General features: G+C 42.6%; 21 protein-coding genes. 16 read left to right on the top strand and 5 right to left on the bottom strand.

Annotated features, from left to right (window positions below):
- Positions 1–123 precede the first annotated feature (123 nt).
- The 7 genes from H8A87_RS01680 (at position 124) to der (ending at position 7,777) form a co-directional block, all read left to right on the top strand.
- Positions 124–486, top strand: coding sequence for a fimbrial assembly protein (locus tag H8A87_RS01680; RefSeq protein ID WP_332460317.1), 363 nt, complete (start codon positions 124–126; stop codon positions 484–486).
- 114 nt (positions 487–600) lie between these two features.
- On the top strand, positions 601–1,629 hold the full coding sequence (gene rodZ, locus H8A87_RS01675) for a cytoskeleton protein RodZ (RefSeq protein ID WP_198688283.1): 1,029 nt from the start codon (positions 601–603) through the stop codon (positions 1,627–1,629).
- 66 nt (positions 1,630–1,695) lie between these two features.
- Positions 1,696–2,817 carry a flavodoxin-dependent (E)-4-hydroxy-3-methylbut-2-enyl-diphosphate synthase gene (ispG, locus tag H8A87_RS01670; protein WP_198688282.1) on the top strand — a complete coding sequence of 374 codons (1,122 nt, stop codon included), beginning with the start codon at positions 1,696–1,698 and terminating at the stop codon, positions 2,815–2,817.
- Between the two features lie 166 nt (positions 2,818–2,983).
- The gene (hisS, locus tag H8A87_RS01665; RefSeq protein ID WP_198688281.1) at positions 2,984–4,261 is read left to right on the top strand and encodes a histidine--tRNA ligase; all 1,278 of its coding nucleotides are present in this window, start codon (positions 2,984–2,986) and stop codon (positions 4,259–4,261) included.
- A 13-nt stretch (positions 4,262–4,274) separates the two neighbouring features.
- Complete coding sequence (locus H8A87_RS01660; RefSeq protein WP_198688280.1) at positions 4,275–4,895, top strand: YfgM family protein; 621 nt, start codon at positions 4,275–4,277, stop codon at positions 4,893–4,895.
- A 15-nt stretch (positions 4,896–4,910) separates the two neighbouring features.
- Positions 4,911–6,083 (top strand): outer membrane protein assembly factor BamB, encoded by a 1,173-nt coding sequence (gene bamB, locus H8A87_RS01655; RefSeq protein WP_198688279.1) that lies wholly within the window; start codon positions 4,911–4,913, stop codon positions 6,081–6,083.
- Positions 6,084–6,283: 200 nt separating this feature from the next.
- Positions 6,284–7,777, top strand: a complete 1,494-nt coding sequence (der, locus tag H8A87_RS01650; RefSeq protein WP_198688278.1) for a ribosome biogenesis GTPase Der — start codon at positions 6,284–6,286, stop codon at positions 7,775–7,777.
- Between the two features lie 301 nt (positions 7,778–8,078).
- Here der and H8A87_RS01645 read toward each other — a convergent pair whose 3' ends face one another.
- The 4 genes from H8A87_RS01645 to hemF all read right to left on the bottom strand — a co-directional run bounded on the left by H8A87_RS01645 (position 8,079) and on the right by hemF (position 12,098).
- Complete coding sequence (locus H8A87_RS01645) at positions 8,079–8,297, bottom strand: protealysin propeptide domain-containing protein (RefSeq protein WP_198688277.1); 219 nt, start codon at positions 8,295–8,297, stop codon at positions 8,079–8,081.
- 280 nt (positions 8,298–8,577) lie between these two features.
- A complete protein-coding gene (locus H8A87_RS01640) occupies positions 8,578–9,636 on the bottom strand; it encodes a M4 family metallopeptidase (protein ID WP_198688276.1) in 1,059 nt (352 codons plus the stop codon).
- Between the two features lie 231 nt (positions 9,637–9,867).
- Complete coding sequence (locus tag H8A87_RS01635) at positions 9,868–10,932, bottom strand: M4 family metallopeptidase (RefSeq protein ID WP_198688275.1); 1,065 nt, start codon at positions 10,930–10,932, stop codon at positions 9,868–9,870.
- 257 nt (positions 10,933–11,189) lie between these two features.
- Entirely contained in the window at positions 11,190–12,098 is a 909-nt protein-coding gene (hemF, locus tag H8A87_RS01630) for an oxygen-dependent coproporphyrinogen oxidase (protein WP_198688274.1), read from the bottom strand.
- 140 nt (positions 12,099–12,238) lie between these two features.
- Here hemF and H8A87_RS01625 point away from each other — a divergent pair, with 140 nt between their 5' ends.
- A complete protein-coding gene (locus H8A87_RS01625) occupies positions 12,239–12,661 on the top strand; it encodes a GNAT family acetyltransferase (protein WP_198688273.1) in 423 nt (140 codons plus the stop codon).
- Between the two features lie 37 nt (positions 12,662–12,698).
- Here H8A87_RS01625 and H8A87_RS01620 read toward each other — a convergent pair whose 3' ends face one another.
- Positions 12,699–13,085, bottom strand: coding sequence for a hypothetical protein (locus H8A87_RS01620; protein ID WP_198688272.1), 387 nt, complete (start codon positions 13,083–13,085; stop codon positions 12,699–12,701).
- A 216-nt stretch (positions 13,086–13,301) separates the two neighbouring features.
- Here H8A87_RS01620 and H8A87_RS01615 point away from each other — a divergent pair, with 216 nt between their 5' ends.
- From H8A87_RS01615 to H8A87_RS01580, 8 genes are all read left to right on the top strand, one after another.
- Positions 13,302–13,922, top strand: a complete 621-nt coding sequence (locus H8A87_RS01615; RefSeq protein WP_198688331.1) for an RpoE-regulated lipoprotein — start codon at positions 13,302–13,304, stop codon at positions 13,920–13,922.
- 479 nt (positions 13,923–14,401) lie between these two features.
- Positions 14,402–15,439 carry a sulfate ABC transporter substrate-binding protein gene (locus H8A87_RS01610; protein ID WP_198688271.1) on the top strand — a complete coding sequence of 346 codons (1,038 nt, stop codon included), beginning with the start codon at positions 14,402–14,404 and terminating at the stop codon, positions 15,437–15,439.
- The gene (cysT, locus tag H8A87_RS01605; RefSeq protein ID WP_232370018.1) at positions 15,439–16,269 is read left to right on the top strand and encodes a sulfate/thiosulfate ABC transporter permease CysT; all 831 of its coding nucleotides are present in this window, start codon (positions 15,439–15,441) and stop codon (positions 16,267–16,269) included. Before H8A87_RS01610 ends, cysT begins: the two co-directional genes overlap by 1 nt.
- A complete protein-coding gene (gene cysW, locus H8A87_RS01600; protein WP_198688270.1) occupies positions 16,269–17,114 on the top strand; it encodes a sulfate/thiosulfate ABC transporter permease CysW in 846 nt (281 codons plus the stop codon). The genes cysT and cysW overlap by 1 nt, the downstream gene beginning before the upstream one ends.
- Before the next feature lie 14 nt (positions 17,115–17,128).
- The gene (gene cysA, locus H8A87_RS01595; RefSeq protein WP_198688269.1) at positions 17,129–18,217 is read left to right on the top strand and encodes a sulfate/thiosulfate ABC transporter ATP-binding protein CysA; all 1,089 of its coding nucleotides are present in this window, start codon (positions 17,129–17,131) and stop codon (positions 18,215–18,217) included.
- A gap of 132 nt (positions 18,218–18,349) precedes the next feature.
- Positions 18,350–19,231: a cysteine synthase CysM gene (gene cysM, locus H8A87_RS01590; RefSeq protein WP_198688268.1), complete on the top strand. Its 882-nt coding sequence runs from the start codon at positions 18,350–18,352 to the stop codon at positions 19,229–19,231.
- A 651-nt stretch (positions 19,232–19,882) separates the two neighbouring features.
- Complete coding sequence (locus H8A87_RS01585) at positions 19,883–20,134, top strand: acyl carrier protein (protein ID WP_198688267.1); 252 nt, start codon at positions 19,883–19,885, stop codon at positions 20,132–20,134.
- Positions 20,127–21,290: an acyl-CoA dehydrogenase family protein gene (locus H8A87_RS01580; RefSeq protein ID WP_198688266.1), complete on the top strand. Its 1,164-nt coding sequence runs from the start codon at positions 20,127–20,129 to the stop codon at positions 21,288–21,290. The genes H8A87_RS01585 and H8A87_RS01580 overlap by 8 nt, the downstream gene beginning before the upstream one ends.
- Positions 21,291–21,462: the final 172 nt, after the last annotated feature.

Raw genomic sequence — 21,462 nt, 5'->3', positions numbered from 1 at the left:
TGTTTAATATTGATTAATGGCTAAAAATCTGGCGAAGTTTGATAAATCCTTATAAATGAAAATGGTATGATACGGAAATCAATAATTTGGTCTATAGTTTGTTTTGGTCTGTTAACGGGTTGCGTGGAACGTTCAACGCATCGCACTCATCAGGTCGTTGCCATAGGTACACGATTGCAGCTAGGGAAGGCCTATTTGGTTGAGCGGAATTTACCGGCTGCCAAGTATCATTTTGAGAGGGTTTTGCTGGCAGAACCTCGTCATCCAGAGGCTCATTTAGGTATGGCCCTGCATGAACAATATGCGGGTCGGCCGGAAACCGCCAGCCAGCATTATAGAATGGCCATGCAGTATGCGGCAGGAAATGATAATGTAGTACGTCATTACCATGCTTTTCTCTGTGAACAAAAGCAGTATGAAGAAGTTGAAAAATTGGTCACAGGAAGTATGGAAAGCAATATAAGCCGCTACACTTGTGATAGATGATTTCCTGCGCTCGACGCAGATGAGATGATTTCGCTACACAAATTAAGTTATATGCTCTATTAAATTAATTTGCGTAAATTCTTTAACCCAGAACAGTACCAGTGTCCCTAGCTAATGAAGACTGAAACTTACCCAGAAGAAGCCAATCTGACAGCAGGTCAGATTCTGCGTCAAGCTCGTGAAAAACTTGAGCTTTCTCAGCAAATTGTGGCAGACCGCTTGTGTCTTAAACTGTCCACTGTTCGTGATATTGAAGAAGATAATATCCCGTCAAATATCACCCCGACATTCTTTCGTGGATATATTCGTGCTTATGCAAAACTGGTTCAAGTGCCTGAATCTGAAATCTTAAGCGTTTTAGACAAACAAATGCCTGCCAAAACCATAATAGTTTCCCCAATGCAAAGCTTTTCAGCGGGAAAAATACACAAGAAGCGTGATGGCTGGTTAATGAAAATAACATGGGCTGTTATCATTGCTCTATTGGGAATGACGGGGTTATGGTGGTGGCAGAACTACAAAGCCCAACAAACAGAATTGTCCTCAATGGCAGCACAATCTAGCGTCCAGAGTGCTCAGGTACAAGGTGCTGAAAATGATTTGGGTGCCTCAACAACAGTGATGGATAATTCATCCACACCCCTTAACGAAAATCAATCCGTAGCGGCTGCTCAAGGCCAAATTTCTCAAGACCAAATTTCTCAAGACCATACATCTTCAGCACAGGCGGCACAAGCGAATAGAACGGGGGTAAATAGCAATGCTCCAGGCTCTTCCAGTGCGCCAGCGGCTACGGCAACAAATGCGACCCCAGAAAACACGACTGCTGCCACCAGTACAGGCACGGAGAATGCTGTCGTGAGCGCATCATCAGCTGATGTGAATAATATCAGTGCCGTGAGTAGCAATGAGCTGGTGATGAATTTCAACGGGAGATGTTGGTTAGAAATCAAAGATGTCAAAGGTAAGATACTGTTCAGTGGCACGAAAAATAAAGGTGATAACCTGAATCTTTCTGGTGCATTGTCTTACTCACTGAATATTGGTGCGCCTTCTCGGGTTCAGGTTCAGTTCCAAGGAAAACCCGTGGATCTGAGTACCTTTATTAAGAAAGGCACTGCTGCCAAACTGACACTGAAATAAACTCCTTAACGATTTTTAGCGAATTTTTATAAATAAAATACAGGGATGTAGGGGAGTAATGTAAAAATGCATAATGAATCACCGATAAAAAGACGTAAATCAACACGTATTTATGTCGGTAATGTGCCGATAGGGGATGGCGCACCCATCGCGGTGCAATCAATGACTAACACACGAACAACTGATGTTGAGGCGACGGTCAATCAAATCAGGGCATTAGAGCGAGTAGGTGTTGATATCGTTCGTGTTTCTGTTCCAACCATGGATGCGGCAGAAGCGTTTAAATCCATCAAACAGCAAGTCAATGTTCCTCTTATTGCCGATATTCATTTCGATTACCGCATCGCATTGAAGGTAGCGGAATACGGTGTTGATTGTCTGCGCATTAATCCCGGTAATATTGGTAACGAGGAACGTATCCGCCTGGTAGTGGATTGTGCTCGCCACAATAACATTCCAATTCGCATCGGGGTCAATGGTGGATCACTGGAAAAAGATCTACAGGAAAAATATGGTGAACCAACACCAGAAGCGTTAGTTGAATCAGCGATGCGTCATGTGGATATTCTTGATCGTCTAAACTTTGACCAGTTCAAGGTAAGCGTCAAGGCATCTGACGTTTTCTTGGCTGTTGGCGCTTACCGTTTATTAGCGCAAAAAATTGATCAACCACTGCATCTGGGAATTACCGAAGCAGGTGGTGCCCGCGCTGGGGCAGTGAAATCTTCAATTGGTCTTGGTATTTTGTTGTCAGAAGGGATTGGCGATACGTTGCGCATCTCTTTGGCTGCGGATCCGGTGGAAGAGGTTAAAGTCGGCTTTGATATCCTGAAAGCATTGCGTATTCGTTCGAGGGGCATTAACTTCATTGCTTGTCCGACGTGTTCGCGCCAGGAATTTGACGTCATCGGTACGGTCAATGCACTTGAACAGCGTCTTGAAGACTTAATCACTCCGATGGATGTTTCTATCATAGGTTGCGTCGTAAATGGCCCAGGAGAAGCAGAAGCCTCAACGCTCGGCATAACGGGTGCGAAAACGAAAAGCGGCTTTTATGAAGATGGTATTCGTCAGAAAGAACGCCTTGACAATAAAGATATGATTGATCAGCTTGAAGCGAAGATCCGAGCCAAGGCGGCGATCCTCGATGCTAATAACCGGATTAGCGTCAATCAGCTTGATGAGTAATATGTCTGATGCAGGCTCATGTTATCATGAGCCTGCTATGCTTTTTATCTTGGTATTTATTGGGTAGATATGTGTATATAGCTATAGTTTTGTTTGCTGATTGAACCTTGCAAGTATTCGCTTTTATAATCGACGTCATTGTAGAAATATTAATAAGAGATAAAACGTGACAAAAAATATCCCAGCTATTCGTGGCATGAATGATTGCCTTCCTGCTGAAACGGCCATCTGGCAACGAGTTGAATCTACGGTGAAGCGTGTGCTATCAGGTTATGGTTTCAGCGAAATTCGGACACCGATTGTAGAGCAGACCCCGTTATTCAAACGTGCAATTGGGGAAGTGACCGATGTTGTCGAAAAAGAAATGTACACTTTTGACGACCGCAATGGGGAAAGCTTGACCCTGCGCCCAGAAAATACCGCAGGATGTGTCCGTGCCGGTATTCAGCATGGTCTGCTGTACAATCAGGAACAGCGTTTATGGTACATCGGGCCTATGTTCCGTTATGAACGCCCACAAAAAGGCCGTTACCGTCAATTCCATCAGTTGGGAGCAGAAGTGTTTGGTCTGCAAGGGCCGGATATTGATGCTGAAGTCATTTTAATGACTGCACGTTGGTGGCGTGAATTGGGCATTGCTGACCACGTTACGCTTGAATTAAACTCGATTGGTTCACTGGAAGCCCGTGCAAATTACCGTGAAGCACTGGTCGAGTTCCTTGAACAGCATAAAGAGACGCTGGATGAAGACTGCCTGCGCCGCATGTACACCAACCCGCTGCGTGTATTGGATTCCAAAAATCCTGAAATTCAGCAACTTCTTAATGATGCCCCGGCACTGTTTGATTATCTTGATGCCGAATCAAAAGAACACTTTGATGGATTGTGTCAGCTACTTGATAGCGCGGGTATCAAATACCGTATCAACCAGCGTCTGGTTCGCGGTCTTGATTACTACAACCGTACTGTCTTTGAATGGGTAACATCTGCATTGGGCGCGCAGGGAACGATCTGTGCGGGCGGTCGTTACGACGGTCTGGTTGAGCAATTAGGCGGAAAAGCAACACCAGCAGTTGGTTTTGCCATGGGCATGGAACGTATGGTTTTGTTAGTGCAGGAAGTCAATCCTGACTTTGTTGCCGATCTGACAGTAGCCGATGTTTATCTTTCCTCCTTTGGTGAAGGTAGCCAGCAGGCAGCATTAATACTGGCAGAGAAAATCCGTGATCAACTGCCGGAACTGCGTCTGATGACCAATCATGGCGGCGGTAACTTTAAGAAACAATTGGCTCGTGCGGGTAAGCATGGTGCCAAAATTGCCCTGATCCTTGGAGAAGATGAAATTCAAGCTGGCAATATCACAGTGAAAGATTTACGTAACGGCGAACAAGAAACGTTGCAACAACAAACGGTCGCAGCGCGTTTGAGCGAACTGTTAGGCTAAGGAGAGAGACTCTGTGCAAGTCTATACCACTGAAACTGAACAAGTTGACGCTATAAAGCGTTTTTTCATCACCAACGGTAAATACCTTGCCGTTGGTTTAGTATTGGGCATTGGCGCACTGATTGGCTGGCGTTACTGGCAGACTCATCAGACAAACCAATTGCATGAGACAGCAGCCGCATTTGAGGAATTGAACAAATCGCTGGCGTCGGGGTCGAAAGAAAGCGTTGTTGCCGTAGAAAAGTTCGCTAATGAAACGAATAACATCTACGGTGTTATGGCCGAACTGGAACTAGCAAAACATACTATCGGGCAGAATGATCTGGCTCAGGCAGAGAAAAATTTGCTAGTGGCTACGGGCAAAGCCAAAGATGAAGATATGCAATCTCTAACTAACCTTCGTCTGGCTCGGGTTCAATTAGCGGAAGATAAAACGGACGCTGCATTGAAAACGTTGGAGCTGGTCAAAGGCAAAGGTTGGCTGGTTGCTGCTGAAGACATCCGTGGGGATATTCTGGTGAAAAAAGGCGATATTGCCGGTGCTCGTGCAGCATATTCCAAGGGGCTTGAGTCTGATGGCCCTCAGGTAATGAAAGATTTCATTAAAATTAAACTTAATAATATCTCCAACTAAGGGAGCCAACTTCTAATGCAACTGCGAAAAACACTCTTGGTTGGGCTGGTTGCTTCTGTTCTGCTGGCTGGCTGTTCCAGCGAACAGGATACGGTAACAATGTCACCGTTGCCGGAGGTTGAAAATCAATTCAACCCGCGTGTTGTTTGGGATAAATCCGTTGGGAGCGGCGTTGGACACTATTACTCTCACTTGTCACCAGCTTGGCAAGGGTCAACGGCTTATGTTGCTGATCGTAATGGTGTTGTCAAAGCGTTTGATATAGACAGCGGTAAGGAGTTGTGGGCAACGGATTTGTCGGAAAAAGCAGGTCTTCTGTCATCTCGTCTGCCGGCACTGCTTTCTGGTGGTCTGACCGTATCTGGTGATCGTCTCTATGTTGGTACAGAAAAGGCAAAAGTCCTCGCACTGGATACATCGAACGGTAAAGTTGAATGGGAATCAACAGTTGCTGGCGAAGCGTTGTCACGCCCTGTGGTGAGTGATGGCCTTGTTTTGATTCATACTGGCAATGGTATGCTACAGGCATTGAACGAAACTGATGGTAATGTCGCTTGGTCAGTCAATATGGACACACCGCCATTGTCAGTTCGTGGCGAATCCGCTCCTGCTGTGGCTTATGGGGCAGCAGTTGTAGGTGGTGATAACGGCCGTATCAGTGCTGTCCTGCTTTCTCAAGGCCAGTTAATTTGGCAACAACGCATTTCTCAGGTGACGGGTTCTACCGAAATTGATCGCTTGAATGACATTGATATGACTCCGGTTATTTCTGACAATGTTATTTACGCCATTGCTTATAACGGTAATTTAGTGGCAATGGATATGCGTTCGGGGCAGATCATCTGGAAACGTGATCTGGGTTCGGTGAATGATATGGTTGTGACTGACGACAATATTTTTATTGTTGATCAAGATGACCGTATTCTATCCTTGCGCAAGAGCGATGGGATCACATTGTGGGCACAAAGTGATCTCTTGCACCGTAACCTGACTGCACCGGAGATGTATAACGGTTATCTGGTTGTTGGTGATGGTGAAGGTTATCTGCATTGGTTGAATATGGCTGATGGCAAATTTGTGGCTCAACATAAGGTTGATGGTTCTGGCCTATTGAGTCGCCCAGTTGTTGCCAGCGATAAACTGATGGTACAAGCGAAGGACGGGACGGTTTACCTGTATACCCGCTAATTCCAGAACGTGTTTTAACGTTATATGTAATGCTATACGGAATAACACAAAACTATACGGCTCCTGTGCTGACAGTAACAGGGGCCGTTTCGTCTTTTTAGTATCTTGTTGTGGTGAACAACATTGCTGTGATGAACAACATTGAATGGATCACTTTCAGCAGGATATCGATTTAAATTTAGTTATGAGGCATCAAACAAATGATACCTGTCGTTGCGCTGGTTGGGCGTCCCAATGTTGGAAAATCCACCTTATTTAACCGATTAACCCGAACCAGAGATGCGCTGGTAGCGGACTTCCCTGGCTTAACCCGTGATCGTAAATATGGACGGGCTGAGGTAGAAGGGCAGGAGTTCATCATCATTGATACGGGAGGTATTGATGGTGCGGAGGATGGCGTAGAAATGCATATGGCTACGCAATCTCTGATGGCTATTGAAGAGGCTGATATTGTTCTATTTATGGTTGATGCCCGATCTGGGCTGATGCCGGCTGATCATGCGATTGCCAAACATCTGCGCAGCCGTGAAAAAGCGACCTTTTTGGTGGCAAACAAGACGGATGGTATCGATATTGAAACCTCCGTTGCCGAATTCTACTCGCTGGGGTTAGGAGATATTTATTCCATTGCTGCTTCTCACGGTCGTGGAGTGACACAACTGATTGAACGTGCGTTACTGCCTTTTTCCGACAAAGAAGAGAAGGAAGAAGTTGAATTAACAGACGAAGAGGCGAATGCGGCTTATTGGGCAGAGATGGAGCAGGCCGAGCTGGATGCTGCTGCTGAACAGGAAGAAGAGGGGGAAGCGTTTGATCTTACTACCTTGCCTCTGAAACTTGCGATTGTTGGCCGCCCAAATGTAGGGAAATCCACATTAACCAACCGTATTCTGGGTGAAGAACGTGTTGTGGTTTATGATATGCCGGGCACAACTCGTGACAGCATTTATATTCCCATGGAACGTGATAGCCGTGAATATATCTTGATTGATACCGCGGGTGTCCGTAAACGCGGTAAAGTAACTGAAACCGTTGAAAAATTCTCCGTTATCAAAACGCTTCAGGCAATTGAAGATGCCAATGTTGTGTTGTTGGTGGTAGATGCTCGCGAAGGTATTTCTGATCAAGACCTCTCTCTGCTTGGTTTTATTCTTAACAGTGGTCGTTCGTTGGTCATCGCAGTCAATAAATGGGATGGCATGAGTCAGGAAGATAGGGATCATGTTAAGGATATGCTGGATTTGCGCCTGGGTTTTGTTGATTTTGCCCGTGTTCACTTTATTTCCGCACTGCATGGTAGCGGCGTTGGCAATTTATTTGAGTCAATTCTGGAAGCCTATGACAGCGCGACCCGCCGCGTTAGCACTTCCTTACTGACCCGTATCATGCGTATGGCTGAAGATGATCACCAGCCGCCGATGATTCGTGGCCGCAGGGTTAAAATGAAATACGCCCATGCCGGGGGCTATAACCCGCCTATCGTGGTGATCCATGGTAATCAGGTGACAAACTTACCTGATACCTATAAGCGTTATTTGATGAATTATTTCCGTCGTTCTTTAAAAGTGATGGGAACACCTATTCGCATCCAATTTAAAGAAGGGGCTAACCCTTATGCAGACAAGAAAAATACGTTAACGGCAACCCAGCTTCGTAAGCGTAAACGTTTAATGGCGCATTTGAAAAAACGTTAAGTATTTAAAAACGATGAAATAAAGGGCTATTTTTAGCCCTTTATTAATGAAGTGTGTTTATTTCTATTTTTAAAAAATCACCATATTAAATTTTTATGGGTGATAGTATTTTGGCTATCATAAAAAATTATATGAAAATTTCATTTTAAAAGTTTAAGTAATATAGTCGATTTAATTAGTTGAAATATCTTAAAAATCATTAGTGGTTTTTTGAGAGAGCATGTAATTAACGCCAGAGCAGCTGCTTAGATTGATTTTTTGTAACAGCTCTAGCGCTAATAATTAACTTTACTGATAATGGTTAGCTATTTTCTGGTTCAGTAAGTTTTTTATTATCATAATTCATGGACTTATCTTCGGAATCTAATGCGTCTTTTTTTACTGATTTTTTCATTAGTTTATTAACGTGATCTAATGTTTTCAATATGTATTTTTTGTCACTTTCATCACAATTTTTTGCAATGCATTCCAGTAAGTGAGGCGGGATTATATTTTGCTTGCTTGCTCTATTGTCACTCATAATAATGCCCTGTTTATGTGTTGTCGTATTTACGGATATTTTACCTCACCCAAATATTAGTCAAACTAACCATGTTAGTCACTACTAAAAATGTAAATTTTTTATGATGTGATATTAATAATCAAAATAACTAGATTGATGGGAGAGGTGGGAGGGTATTGACGAAGGGTAAACTTGGAAAAGTTAAAGCTTTAGTTCTGATAATAGTGGCAGCATGAAAATATATAAATATAATCAAGGCCTTCCTTAGCCTTTGATTATCAGAGAAGTATTGCTATCCTTAAAGTAAAACTCCTACTTGATTCCATGAATGAGTCACAATATCTGAAATTTTCTTACCAAATAATTTCTCTGCATTGTCAATGGATAACGCTGCAAAATCATTAAAGCTGGCTTTATGAGATAAACGTTTGTCCAATAACGTGTCATACCAGATTTTACCCGCTTGCTCCCATGAATAACCGCCCAACTCTATTGCCAATAAATAGAATGCCTTATTGGGAATGCCTGAGTATTTGTGAACTCCACCTTGATCATCTCTAACGGACAAGTCTTGATACTGTTTCATATGGCCGACTTGGTTATCTTTCAAATTCGCGTATCCTGGGTTTTTGAATGAGCGTAAAGCAATATTAGGATCATTGTCTGGGTTAAGTGCGGGGCCAAATATTCCTTGACCTATCAACCAATCAGATTCGTTGGCCCTTTGGTTATTCACGTACTGTTTTACCATAATGCCGAATACATCTGAGACGGATTCATTCAGCGCACCAGATTGGTAGGCATAGTCAAGTTTTGCTTCACTTTCAGTGACTCCATGGGTTAGCTCGTGTGCGGTAATATCAATGCAGGAGGTGAAGCTGTTAAAGTAGGGAGCATAACCATCACCAAAAACCATTTGATTATTATCCCAAAATGCATTCATATAGTTATTCTGATAATGCACGGTAGCAACTAACTTAAGGCCTTGGTTATCAATGGAGTTACGCCCAAAAATTTTCTTATAAAATTCATATGTTTTTCCAAGATAATCATAGGCTTCATGGGCTGCTATATCATCGCTTGTCGTTATCTCTTCACTTAAAATTAGTTTTTTACCTGGATATTGGTCCTTATATTTAGCATCATAAACAGTTCGATTTAATTGATTATCAAACCCTGGCTGGTATTCATTCGTTAAATTATCCATTTCAGTAGGGCTATTCATTAGATTGTAAACATGATCTAATGTTTTTAGTATATACGCTTTATCACTTTGACCACAAATTTTAACGACATATTCCAATAGAGAAGGCGGAATGATACCAGATTTATTTAATTTAGCTTGATAGTTGCGCATAATAATACCCCGCTTTTTAGATGTTGTGTATATTTTTTATTTCTAGGGCCCTTAATTAATTATTAATCTAAATGGTGGTATTTGCTACTAATGGAAAGTACTTTTTGTTGGCCTTAATAACATTAATGTATAAATATAATAAAGGGTTATCCATGACCCTTTATTATTTATTTTTAGGTTTATCTTGAGGTTACTGTTTTGAACATTGATTGATATTGTATTAATGTTAATTTAATTACTTGTTGGAGGTAGAACACCAACTTTTTCCCAGCAGTTACTAACAATTTCTGAAATTTGTTTACCAAATAATTTTTCAGCATTCTGAATCGTTAGTTTGGCAAAATCATCAAAATCTGCATCTGACTCTAAACGATCATCTAGCAAAGTTTCGTACCATATTTTTCCTGCTCTCTCCCAGGTATAGCCCCCTAACTCAGTTGCCACTAAATAAAAGGCTCTGTTAGGAATACCTGAAAATATATGAACTCCTCCATTATCTACGGTAAAAGGAAGTTCCTCATATTGATCCATATGACCAACTTGTTTATCTCCGGAAAAAGCCTTCCCTGGATTAATAAAGCTACGTAAAGCGACATCAGGTTTGTTATCTGGATTAAATTTAGGTCCTAATAAACCTTGCCCTAATAACCAATTTGATTCATTTGCTTTTTGATTATTGACATACTGTTTTACCATAATGCCAAATACATCTGCGATGGATTCATTGAGTGCACCAGATTGATAAACATAATCAAGACTTGCCTCGCTTTCAATGACGCCATGAGTTAACTCATGTGCGATAATATCGATAGCAGAGGTAAAACGATTGAAGTATTTCCCATCTCCATCACCGAAGACCATTTGTTTTCTAGACCAAAACGCATTCAGGTAGTTTTTACCATAATGTACGGTAGCAACTAACTTGATCCCTTCGTTATCAAGTGAATTACGGTCAAAAACTTTTTTATAGAACTCATGAGTCTTTCCAAGATAATCATAAGCTTCATTAACAAAAATATCTGTATCCTCAGACATGCCTTCACTTCGAGAGAGCTTTTCTCCCGGGAATTCTTCTCTATTTTTGGCATCATAGATAGTGCGATTTAATTTATCATCTGATTCTGTTGCATCCTCCTGTTGAGAAATATCGTCCCCAATAGGCGCGTTCATTAAGTGATAAACATGATCTAATGTTTTTAATACATATTGATTAGTACATTCATCACAATCATCAGAAATATGCTCCAAGATAAATGGAGGTATTAGGCTGTATTTGTTAGTTTGATTATTGATCATGATAATACCCTATTTTGTTGTTAGATGTTGTATTTGTTTTTTCGGGCCCGGATTGAATACTAACTGTAATTATTGAGTGAGTCATTAGGGTAAGTACTGACTATTTATGGCAGAGTTTTGTTAATGAAAAGTAACGGAGTTTTTTATCAGTGCTCTGATAAATACTCAATAGATTTAAAAATGTAGTTTGAAATGTGTGAGGGAGGGGGAGATAAAACAGGAATACAAAAGTTATCTTATATTCCTGTGCTGAATTGTCACACCCAATCTTTTTTTATCAGGAATGAGGTATATAACTCAGATTCTGGAGAATCAGGCTCTGGAGAATGACCATATTCCCAGCGCACCAATGGTGGCATAGACATTAATATTGATTCAGTTCTGCCACCGCTTTGCAGACCAAAGAGAGTTCCCCTATCCCAGACTAGATTGAATTCAACATAGCGGCTTCGACGATATAATTGGAATTGTCTTTCACGCTCACCCCAAGCGATATTTTTTCTTCGTTCTACAATCGGTAAATAAGCAGATAAGAAACCATTGCCGACAGCCTGTGTGAAATTAAAACAGGTATCAAAATCAGGGGTATTTAAATCGTCGAAAAATAACCCGCCAATACCGCGCGGCTCATTCCGATGCTTTATAAAAAAGTAATCATCACACCATTTTTTATATTTGGGATAAATGTCATCGCCAAACGGTTGGCATAAAGTTTTGGCAACGGTATGCCAGTGAATGGCATCATCTTTGAAACCATAATAAGGCGTGAGATCAAAACCACCGCCAAACCACCAGACAGGGGGAATTCCTTCTTTTTCGGCAACAAAGAAACGCACATTCGCATGACTCGTTGGGACATAGGGATTCAGTGGATGAATGACGAGAGAAACCCCCATGGCTTGATAACTGCAACCAGCTAATTCTGGGCGGTGGGCAGTGGCAGATGCAGGCATCGACGTTCCCGCTATATGGGAGAAATTCACGCCGGCTTTTTCAAAAACCTTGCCTTCTGTTAACACGCGACTGCGCCCACCGCCACCTTCCTCCCGCTGCCAGCAGTCTTCCATGAATGTTGAGTGGCCATCAATTTGTTCAAGTTGCTTGCAGATTTGCTCCTGTAATGAGAGGAAAAAATCCTTAACTTGAGATATATTAGGTATATTCATTTCTGCTTACATTTTGATTAGTTTATGAATATTAGCAGTATACCTGTTAGTATCAGTAAACGCATTTTCATATTGATTCCAAAATAAAAGCAGTGATAATTAACATTGATTCAATTGCTTATGAAATAGGCTTACTAACTATGGAAATTCGGGTATTTCGGCAAGACGACTTTGAAGCCGTCATCACACTTTGGGAACGCTGTGATTTAATTAATTCTGTTGATGATCCAGAAATAGATATTGAGCGTAAGCTAACCCATGATGCTGATTTATTTTTGGTTGCTGAAGTTGCTGGGGAAGTGGTTGGTACAGTGATGGGTGGCTATGATGGACATCGTGGTCATGCTTATTATCTGGGCGTTCACCCTGAATTCAGGGGCAGGGGAATCGCCAATGCTTTGGTTTCCCGTCTGGAAAAGAAATTATTGGCAAGAGGCTGTCCAAGTATTTTGATTCTGGTTCCAGAAGAAAATGATGCAACGATTTGTATGTGTGAAAAGATGGAATATGATTATTTGGGGCAGGAAAATGCTATTTTTAGCAAGAGATTAATCGATAATTAAATATAAAAAGGCTGAACAGTACTATGCTATTCAGCCATTATTTTTCCTTTAATTTCTTTATGAAGTAAATCCATTGCTTCATAAATTTATTTTTTATAACAATAAAATCTTTTGGCATGACAGGTTGCTTATTATCAATGTTAAACATAACCTTAACTTGAATGTCCTCATTATTATCTTTAAATAGATAATATATTTCAGGCGTGGCGGATTCGGATTTTCCTTTTAATAAACACCAGCTAGAAGACAGCTGATAATTAATCTGATATTTTCGAGGGAAAGTTATCATTTTCTCCTGAGGAATAATGTGAGTCAGTATGCCATGAAAATTGGCAGACAAAATCAGTTTTTGGTGTGGTGTTTTCTCTATGGGAGAAAGGCTAAAATGAGTAATACATGACGAAATAATCATTAGATTGTTCATTAAACACCATAATTTCATGTCTTTTGTAAAGGAAATTCATAATACTGTTTATTTTGTAAACAGATGTACAATGCTACATTATTAATATGTTCTTAATATGCTTTTAATATTTCTGTTGATGAACGGTTTTTGTATTCACAAATGAATGTTTTTTGGGGAGTGTGGTCTGATAGATGTCAAGTTACAGCCCATAGAGACTAAGGTAAAAAAACAGTGATGGATAAATTTTTTGTATTCAATTTGTTGGCTAAACAGCGGGTTGCTACAGTCAGTAGTTTGGTGGGATGCTCATTGTTGTTAACTGCCTGTGCCGGAACATCAGGGGTTTCATGGTCTTCCCTATCACCTTTCAACTGGTTTGGCAGTTCCTTGAGTGTCTCTGAACAGGGGGTAGGGGCAATCAATAAACAGACAGATATGACGCAATCCGCGATTGAGCAAGGTTTGGATGGAAAATATCGTCTGCGTAGTGGCATGGAAACGCAAAATGGTAAGTTAGCCAGCGTAATTCAGGGAATGGAAAATGATCAGGTGAAAATCGAATTTTATGGTCTGGTCAATGGTAAAGTTAGTCGCATTGAAGTATCGGATGAAGGAATTAAAACGGTTTGGGGGGCGAAAATAGGAACAGGTTTTGCCGATCTGTATGATAAGGCATTTGGGGCATGCCAGCGATCCAATGATTTCACCATGCAACCCACAGTCACCTGTACTGCTCCGCAAAGTCAGCATGTCAGCTATGTCTTTACCGGGATATGGGACGGCCCTGAAGGATTAATGCCTTCTGATGATGCCCTGAAATATTGGAAAGTTTCGCGTATTATTTGGAAGTCCTGATAAAATATCAAAGAGAGTTTCTATCTAAGGAAAAACTCTCTTTCTATCCCCTTATATAATAGAAGAATATTTTGTTGCAGAGAGCAGCGTTCATTTTTAATCCCTTCCATAAAAGGAAAGAAACATGACTCATGCACAGAGTGGTATTTTACTGGGGCATAGCCGTTTTTGAATTGCGTTCATCCCGTTTCTCCCGTGCCTTGATATTCTTATATTTCCCGTATCTTATCGCGTTTCATCATTTCTCATAAAAATTCGGTATATAAAACAGGGAATAGTAAACTACCCTGTTATAAAGATTCTGGATACAGTATACCCTCCATCTTTCAAGTTACTGCTTTGCTGGCTACGTTCGCTCACCTCAGTCACATAGTTATCTATGCTCTTGGGGATTTGCTCCCTAGCCGCCGTGCTGCAACTTGAAATCTATTGGGTATAGAAGAAATTGTTGTCAAATAGCGTGATGAGTAAGGTGTTGGATGAAAATAGTGGCAATAAAAAATAAATTATTGAGCGGGTTGGCTGCCATATCGCTTTTGGTCAGTCTCAACGCTTATAGCACCAACGCCTTGGCTGTCGAGTTGCTGAATAGCTCTTACGACATTGGACGAGAACTATTTTCGAGCTTGAATGCCGAATTTGAGAAACAGTGGAATGGGCAGCATCCACAGGATAAATTGACCATCAAACAATCTCATGCGGGTTCATCTAAACAGGCGCTGGCTATTTTACATGGACTGCGGGCGGATGTAGTCACCTATAACCAAGTCACGGATATTCAGATCCTACACGATAGTGGCAACCTAATTCCCGCCAACTGGCAGCAGCGTTTGCCGAATAACAGTTCCCCATACTATTCGACCATGGCCTTTCTGGTACGCAAAGATAATCCCAAACGTATCCATGATTGGGATGATTTGGTGCGCAATGACGTGAAGTTGATTTTCCCAAACCCCAAAACTTCAGGTAATGGACGTTATACCTATCTGGCGGCATGGGGGGCTTTTCAACAGCAAAATCCGTATGACCCAGAGAAGATTCGCCAGTTAATGCAACGCTTCTTACAGAATGTAGAGGTGTTTGATACCGGAGGTCGTGGAGCAACGACTTCCTTTATTGAACGAGGGTTAGGGGATGTTTTGATTAGTTTTGAATCTGAGATCAATAACATTCGTAAACAGTATGGTGAAGATAACTACCAAGTGATCGTGCCTCCGGTGGATATTCTGGCTGAGTTCCCCGTGACTTGGGTGGATAAAAATGTCCAGAAAAATGGGACTGAAGCTGTGGCTAAAGCGTATTTAGATTACCTGTATAGTCCGGCTGGCCAGAAGATCATCGTCAGTTTCAATTATCGTGTGATTGATCGCGATGTTATGAAATCACAGCAAGCCCGTTTTCCTGCAACCAAACTGTTTCGTTTCGAAGAACAATTCGATAGCTGGCCTCAAGTGATGAAAACCCATTTCAACACTGGCGGTATGCTTGATCAGTTATTGATGGAAGGACATAAATAATGTGGGGATCCAGCAAACGCGTCTTGCCCGGATTTGGGCTGAGTTTGGGCAGTAGCCTATTTTATACCTGCCTTATCCTGTTATTACCATTAAGTGCTTTGGTGGTTCAGCTTTCCAGCATGACATGGACGCAATATTGGCAGGTCATCGTCAACCCGCAAGTTGTCGCCGCTTATAAGGTGACATTATTGGCGGCGGCGGTTGCCAGTTTGTTCAATATGGTGTTTGGCATGTTGATGGCATGGATATTAACGCGCTATCGGTTTCCAGGGCGCAGTTTACTCGATGGTTTGATGGATTTGCCATTTGCCTTACCGACGGCGGTGGCGGGTTTAACGCTGGCGACCCTGTTTTCTGCCACCGGATGGTATGGTGCCTGGCTCGGCAATTTTGACCTCAAAGTCGCTAATACTTGGCTGGGCATTGCAGTGGCAATGGCATTTACCAGTTTGCCTTTTGTTGTTCGCACCGTGCAGCCTGTTCTTGAAGAACTTGGCCCCGAATATGAGGAAGCAGCACAGACATTGGGAGCGAGCCGTTGGCAAACCTTCCAGCGGGTTATTTTGCCTGAGGTTTCACCCGCATTGATTGCTGGAACGGTACTCTCTTTCACCCGCAGCTTGGGCGAATTTGGTGCGGTGATTTTCATTGCGGGCAATATGGCTTGGCAAACTGAGGTGGTCTCCCTGATGATTTTTGTTCGCCTGCAAGAGTTTGATTATCCGGCTGCCAGCGCAATTGCTTCGGTCATCCTTGCTGCATCGTTATTACTGTTGTTTAGCGTCAATATATTGCAAAGCCGCTTTGGTAAACGGATAGGAGGACATTGATGACTGAATTTTCCGAATACACAGTGGTACAACGCCCCGCAATAAACTGGGGAAAGTGGTTACTGATTGGCACAGGCATATTTTTTTCGGTTCTGTTATTAGTGATCCCGATAGCGTGGATTTTTTTGACCGCCTTTTCCAAAGGGCTAGACATCGTTACCCAGAACCTCTTCGACCCCGATATGCTGCATGCCATCTGGTTGACGGTGATGATTGCACTTATCACCGTACCCATCAATCTGGTTTTTGGCGTGATGACGGCATGGTTGGTGACACGTTTCCAATTCCCCGGCCGGCAATTATTGCTGACATTAATTGATATTCCGTTTGCGGTTTCGCCTGTTGTGGCGGGGCTGCTTTATCTGCTGTTTTACGGTGCCAATGGTTGGCTGGGTAGCTGGTTGGGAACTTATGACATTCAATTGATGTTTTCATGGCCGGGCATGGTGCTGGTGACGGTATTCGTGACGTGTCCGTTTGTTGTGCGTGAATTGGTGCCGGTGATGTTGAGCCAAGGCAGTCAGGAAGATGAAGCCGCTATATTGTTGGGCGCTTCTGGCTGGAAGATGTTCTGGCACGTGACACTGCCCAATATTCGCTGGGCACTGCTGTATGGTGTTGTTTTGACCAACGCACGGGCGATTGGGGAGTTTGGCGCCGTGTCTGTGGTATCGGGGGCGATTCGGGGGGAAACCTATACGCTGCCTTTGCAGGTTGAGTTGTTGTATCAAGATTACAACACCGTTGGCGCATTTACGGCAGCGGCTTTATTAGCAGTGATGGCGATTATTACTCTGATTGTCAAAAGTGCGTTGCAATGGCGTTTAAGCCGTCAGCAAGGCTAGGGCAGGAGCAGAATATGAGTATTGAAATCAGTAAAATCAGCAAATCTTTTGGTCGATCTCAGATACTGAATGAAATTTCACTGAATATTGAATCCGGTGAAATGATCGCTCTGCTTGGCCCGTCGGGTTCTGGCAAGACGACATTATTGAGGATCATTGCTGGGCTTGAGCAGCAGAGCGCAGGTCAATTGAGATTTCACGGCCAGAATGTCAGTCGGGTACATGCGAAAGATCGGCGTGTTGGGTTTGTATTCCAACACTATGCCTTGTTTCGCCATATGACAGTATTTGATAACGTGGCTTTTGGTCTGACCGTACTTCCCCGTCGTCAGCGCCCCAATGGTGAAGCATTGCGTCGTAAGGTCATGGCATTGCTCGATATGGTGCAGTTATCCCATTTGGCAGAACGTTATCCATCTCAGCTTTCTGGTGGGCAAAAACAGCGTGTGGCACTGGCAAGGGCATTGGCAGTTGAGCCACAGATCCTCTTGTTGGATGAACCTTTTGGCGCACTGGATGCACAGGTACGGATGGAATTGCGTCGTTGGTTGCGCCAGCTTCATGAAGAATTAAAATTTACCAGCGTATTTGTCACTCATGATCAGGAAGAGGCAATGGAAGTGGCTGACAGGGTGGTACTTATGAATCAAGGTTGCATTGAACAGGTCGGCACACCGCAGCAGGTCTGGAGTGAGCCGGAGAGCCGTTTTGTGCTTGAGTTCATGGGCGAAATTAATAAACTGCATGGTGACATTAAAGGTTCCCAGCTCTGGATTGGCGGGAAAATTTTCCCATTAGATATTACGCCCCTGCATCAAGGGAATGTTGATGTCTTTTTTCGACCATGGGATATGACACTCAGTACACAGCAAACAGCCTCCAGTCCTTTGCCAGTTCAAATCGTGGAAGTTAGCCCGCGCGGGCATTTTTCTCTGTTGTCTGTTCAGCCGATAGGGTGGGGAGACGAATATCTGTCCGTTATTTGGCCGGATAACTCATCGATTCCTACCCGGGGAAATCATTATTTTATTGGCGGTACAGGCGCTCGCCTGTATGCGGGAGACTTGCCGTTAAAAATATTGAGATTGGCTGAATCCGCCTGATTTAACACCCTTTTATTATTGATCCCTCTTTCCCGTTATGACGGGAAAGAGGGATTTTTTGCTTAAGATCTTGCTACCGTTTTCTGAATATGATTATTTGGTTGCCCATTCTCATATGAATTAGGTAATGCTGTGGCAAGCTTGGAAGACTTTATAGGTAATACACCTCTGGTAAAATTACAACGAATTACAGAAAGTGTTGATGCGGAGATTTGGGTAAAGTTGGAAGGCAATAACCCTGCGGGTTCCGTAAAAGACAGAGCTGCGCTTTCGATGATCCAGCAAGCGGAATTGCGTGGAGAAATCACACCGGGCGACACTCTGATCGAAGCAACGAGTGGTAATACCGGCATTGCACTGGCCATGATCGCAGCGGTAAAGGGGTATCGGCTGAAATTATTGATGCCTGAAAATATGAGTCTTGAGCGACAGGCATCCATGCGGGCTTATGGTGCTGAGTTAATTTTGGTCAGCAAAGAACGGGGAATGGAAGGCGCACGGGATTTGGCGCAAGAAATGGAGAAGAATGGAGAAGGAAAGGTTCTCGACCAATTTAATAACACGGATAACTCGCTGACGCACTTTAATACCACTGGCCCAGAAATCTGGCAGCAAACACAGGGGCGGGTTACGCATTTTGTTTCCAGTATGGGAACGACAGGCACGATTACGGGCGTGAGTCGCTATCTGAAATCCCAGTCAGATAAAGTGCAAATCACGGGGTTGCAACCCACAGAAAATAGCCAAATTCCCGGTATTCGTCGCTGGTCTCCGGCCTATATGCCCGGTATTTATCAGAAAGAGCTGGTGGATCAGATCTTAGATATCACACAGGAGGAAGCTGAAACCACAATGCGTTTGTTGGCGCAGAAGGAAGGTATTTTTTGTGGGGTGAGTTCTGGCGGGGCTGTTTCTGGCGCATTGCGCATTGCAGCTGAAAACCCTGGCGCGGTCATTGTGGCGATTATTTGCGATCGCGGTGATAGGTATTTGTCTACCGGTGTATTTAATTAGCAATCCTTTCCTCTTTTATCTGCTGGGCAGAAGTCATTACACTACCGATTAAAATTCCGATCAAAAATCCTCGCTGTTAGGCGAGGTTTCTATCATATTATTTTTTAATGGTCTGATTATAAACTAATGTACATTTTATAAATAAATGTGCATGCGTTTAAATTTAGAGCAATAGAACAGAAGCGTTACATTAATTTTTTTAATAAAAATTAAAGAGTAAAGCATCTTAAATAAGAATTATTTTGGAATATGATTTATAGTTTTCACTATAGCTTAAAAAATTATTTTATATATTAGTTTAATTTTATTTATAGCTTCCACTAAAAATGTAAAAACTTGCAGTGAAGATACATCATTCCTCGAAACGTTTTCTTAAGCTTCAATAGTCGTCTTCTTACTAATAATAATTTAAGTAATATTTAATATTATAGAAAAATATATTAATTATCATTAATCTGAATTTAATTATTACTAACCCCAGCTATATATTCTGTTTTTTCTTGTTTTTGGGCAATTACACTCCCATGCGGTAGCTATGTCTTTGTGTTAAAAAGATTCCTGAAAAATGGAAATAACATAATATTGCTAAATCGCCCAGATGAATTTTGCAAAGAAAAGACCAATGAAATTAAGCTTCAAAGGAAAGTCTCAATGAACGTATCTGAGCGTAAAAAATTAGTATCTGAATATCTGTGTAAACTTTCTGGTAAGCAGAATTTAGACTATTCAGTCAATATATTCGAAACAGGCTTGGTTAATTCTCTGGCTGCTATTCAGTTAATCTCCTTTCTGGAAAAAAACTTTAAAATTAAGGTTGAAATTGACGATCTTGATAATGCTAATTTTTCTAGTATTCAGGCTGTCTGCAACTTTTTAGACAAAAAGGTGGCGGCAAATGTTTAATCGCTTTTTATCACCTGTGCAGCAAAAGTGGTTACAGGAATTTGAGCGGTTTTCAGCAACAGAAGTCGCGCCTTATGCGGATGAATGGGATTTGTCCGAAGCAACACCTGCCAGCGTTGTACAGAAGCTTGCGCATAACGGTTGGTTGGGCGGATTAGCAAAAACTGAAAACGGTGGTCTGGGGTTTGATGCTACCACATTCGGATTGCTGAACATGGCTATTGGTGCCGGAAGCGGTTCGCTCACCGGTTTGCTGAATGTACACTCAATGGCGTTGAAAACCATTGAAGTGTGGGGATCTCAAGACCAAAAACAACGTTTTCTGACACCGTTGGTGAAGGGCGAAATCATCGGTGCGTTCGCGCAAACGGAAGTTTCCGCTGGTGGTGATTCTAAAAATCTATCAACCCGGTTTGAAGAATGCGGGGATGATCTGAGCGTGAATGGGCAAAAAAGCTGGATTACTTTTGCTCAGATTGCGGATCTCTTTCTGGTATTTGGTAAATACCAAGGATTGGATACTGCTGTGTTGGTTCCTAAAAACACGGCCGGATTAAAAATCACTGCCAAGAAAAATATGCTGGGATTCAAGAGTGCCTATCTGGCGGTATTGGATTTCAACGATTGTTGGATCCCTAAGACGAATATCGTCGGGAAGCCCGGATTTGGACAAAACCTCATTTCTAACAGCGCATTGGATTACGGCCGCATCAGTGTGGCCTGGGCTGCGGTGGGAATACAGCAGGCGGCGTTAGTGGCATCAGCCCGGAGGGCCAACTCTCGCGCCACCTTCGGTACATTGCTTGCAGATCAAGGCATCATTCGTGGTTATTTGGCTGAAATGTCCAGTAGCCTGCTTGCCTCTCAACTTATTTGCTTATCAGCGACAAAAGCCAAAGAAGCCAAGGATGAAGATGCTCTTGAACAGATCCTTCAAGCCAAGTTTTTTGCATCACAGGAAGCGGGTGCCGCCGCAGCGAAAGCGGTTCAAATCCACGGTGGTCACGGCTGTGATGAAATCAATGGCATCAGCCGACTCTATCGGGATGCAAAAATCCTGCAAGTTGTCGAAGGCAGTAATGAACTGCAAAAAATGCTGATCGGCAAGGAAGTCTGTAATCGGTACAGCTACAACGCCGCACTGACTCATTCATAAGCGCCTTCACAAACTCACTCATAAACAGATTCCAATACCTACTAATTCAATACCCACTATCTAAAAGCCAGATGTTTTATCTGGCTGACGGAATTCGATTGCCCGACGCTCGCCTATGACGTCGGGCTGCCATGAAATTTTGGAACAATAAAGCAGCAATCAGAGGACTTCG

Source organism: Xenorhabdus lircayensis, from assembly GCF_016306625.1.
Classification (GTDB): Bacteria; Pseudomonadota; Gammaproteobacteria; order Enterobacterales; family Enterobacteriaceae; genus Xenorhabdus; species Xenorhabdus lircayensis.
This window is presented reverse-complemented; position numbering and strand designations above follow the sequence as displayed.

Bases quoted from the DNA above. Each gene is read 5' to 3' on its own strand.
- rodZ (WP_198688283.1), top strand. From the start codon at position 601: ATGAAGACTGAAACTTACCCAGAAGAAGCCAATCTGACAGCAGGTCAG.
- ispG (WP_198688282.1), top strand. From the start codon at position 1,696: ATGCATAATGAATCACCGATAAAAAGACGTAAATCAACACGTATTTAT.
- bamB (WP_198688279.1), top strand. From the start codon at position 4,911: ATGCAACTGCGAAAAACACTCTTGGTTGGGCTGGTTGCTTCTGTTCTG.
- der (WP_198688278.1), top strand. From the start codon at position 6,284: ATGATACCTGTCGTTGCGCTGGTTGGGCGTCCCAATGTTGGAAAATCC.
- H8A87_RS01645 (WP_198688277.1), bottom strand. From the start codon at position 8,297: ATGAGTGACAATAGAGCAAGCAAGCAAAATATAATCCCGCCTCACTTA.
- H8A87_RS01640 (WP_198688276.1), bottom strand. From the start codon at position 9,636: ATGCGCAACTATCAAGCTAAATTAAATAAATCTGGTATCATTCCGCCT.
- H8A87_RS01635 (WP_198688275.1), bottom strand. From the start codon at position 10,932: ATGATCAATAATCAAACTAACAAATACAGCCTAATACCTCCATTTATC.
- hemF (WP_198688274.1), bottom strand. From the start codon at position 12,098: ATGAATATACCTAATATATCTCAAGTTAAGGATTTTTTCCTCTCATTA.
- H8A87_RS01625 (WP_198688273.1), top strand. From the start codon at position 12,239: ATGGAAATTCGGGTATTTCGGCAAGACGACTTTGAAGCCGTCATCACA.
- H8A87_RS01620 (WP_198688272.1), bottom strand. From the start codon at position 13,085: ATGAACAATCTAATGATTATTTCGTCATGTATTACTCATTTTAGCCTT.
- H8A87_RS01615 (WP_198688331.1), top strand. From the start codon at position 13,302: ATGGATAAATTTTTTGTATTCAATTTGTTGGCTAAACAGCGGGTTGCT.
- H8A87_RS01610 (WP_198688271.1), top strand. From the start codon at position 14,402: ATGAAAATAGTGGCAATAAAAAATAAATTATTGAGCGGGTTGGCTGCC.
- cysT (WP_232370018.1), top strand. From the start codon at position 15,439: ATGTGGGGATCCAGCAAACGCGTCTTGCCCGGATTTGGGCTGAGTTTG.
- cysW (WP_198688270.1), top strand. From the start codon at position 16,269: ATGACTGAATTTTCCGAATACACAGTGGTACAACGCCCCGCAATAAAC.
- cysA (WP_198688269.1), top strand. From the start codon at position 17,129: ATGAGTATTGAAATCAGTAAAATCAGCAAATCTTTTGGTCGATCTCAG.
- H8A87_RS01585 (WP_198688267.1), top strand. From the start codon at position 19,883: ATGAACGTATCTGAGCGTAAAAAATTAGTATCTGAATATCTGTGTAAA.
- H8A87_RS01580 (WP_198688266.1), top strand. From the start codon at position 20,127: ATGTTTAATCGCTTTTTATCACCTGTGCAGCAAAAGTGGTTACAGGAA.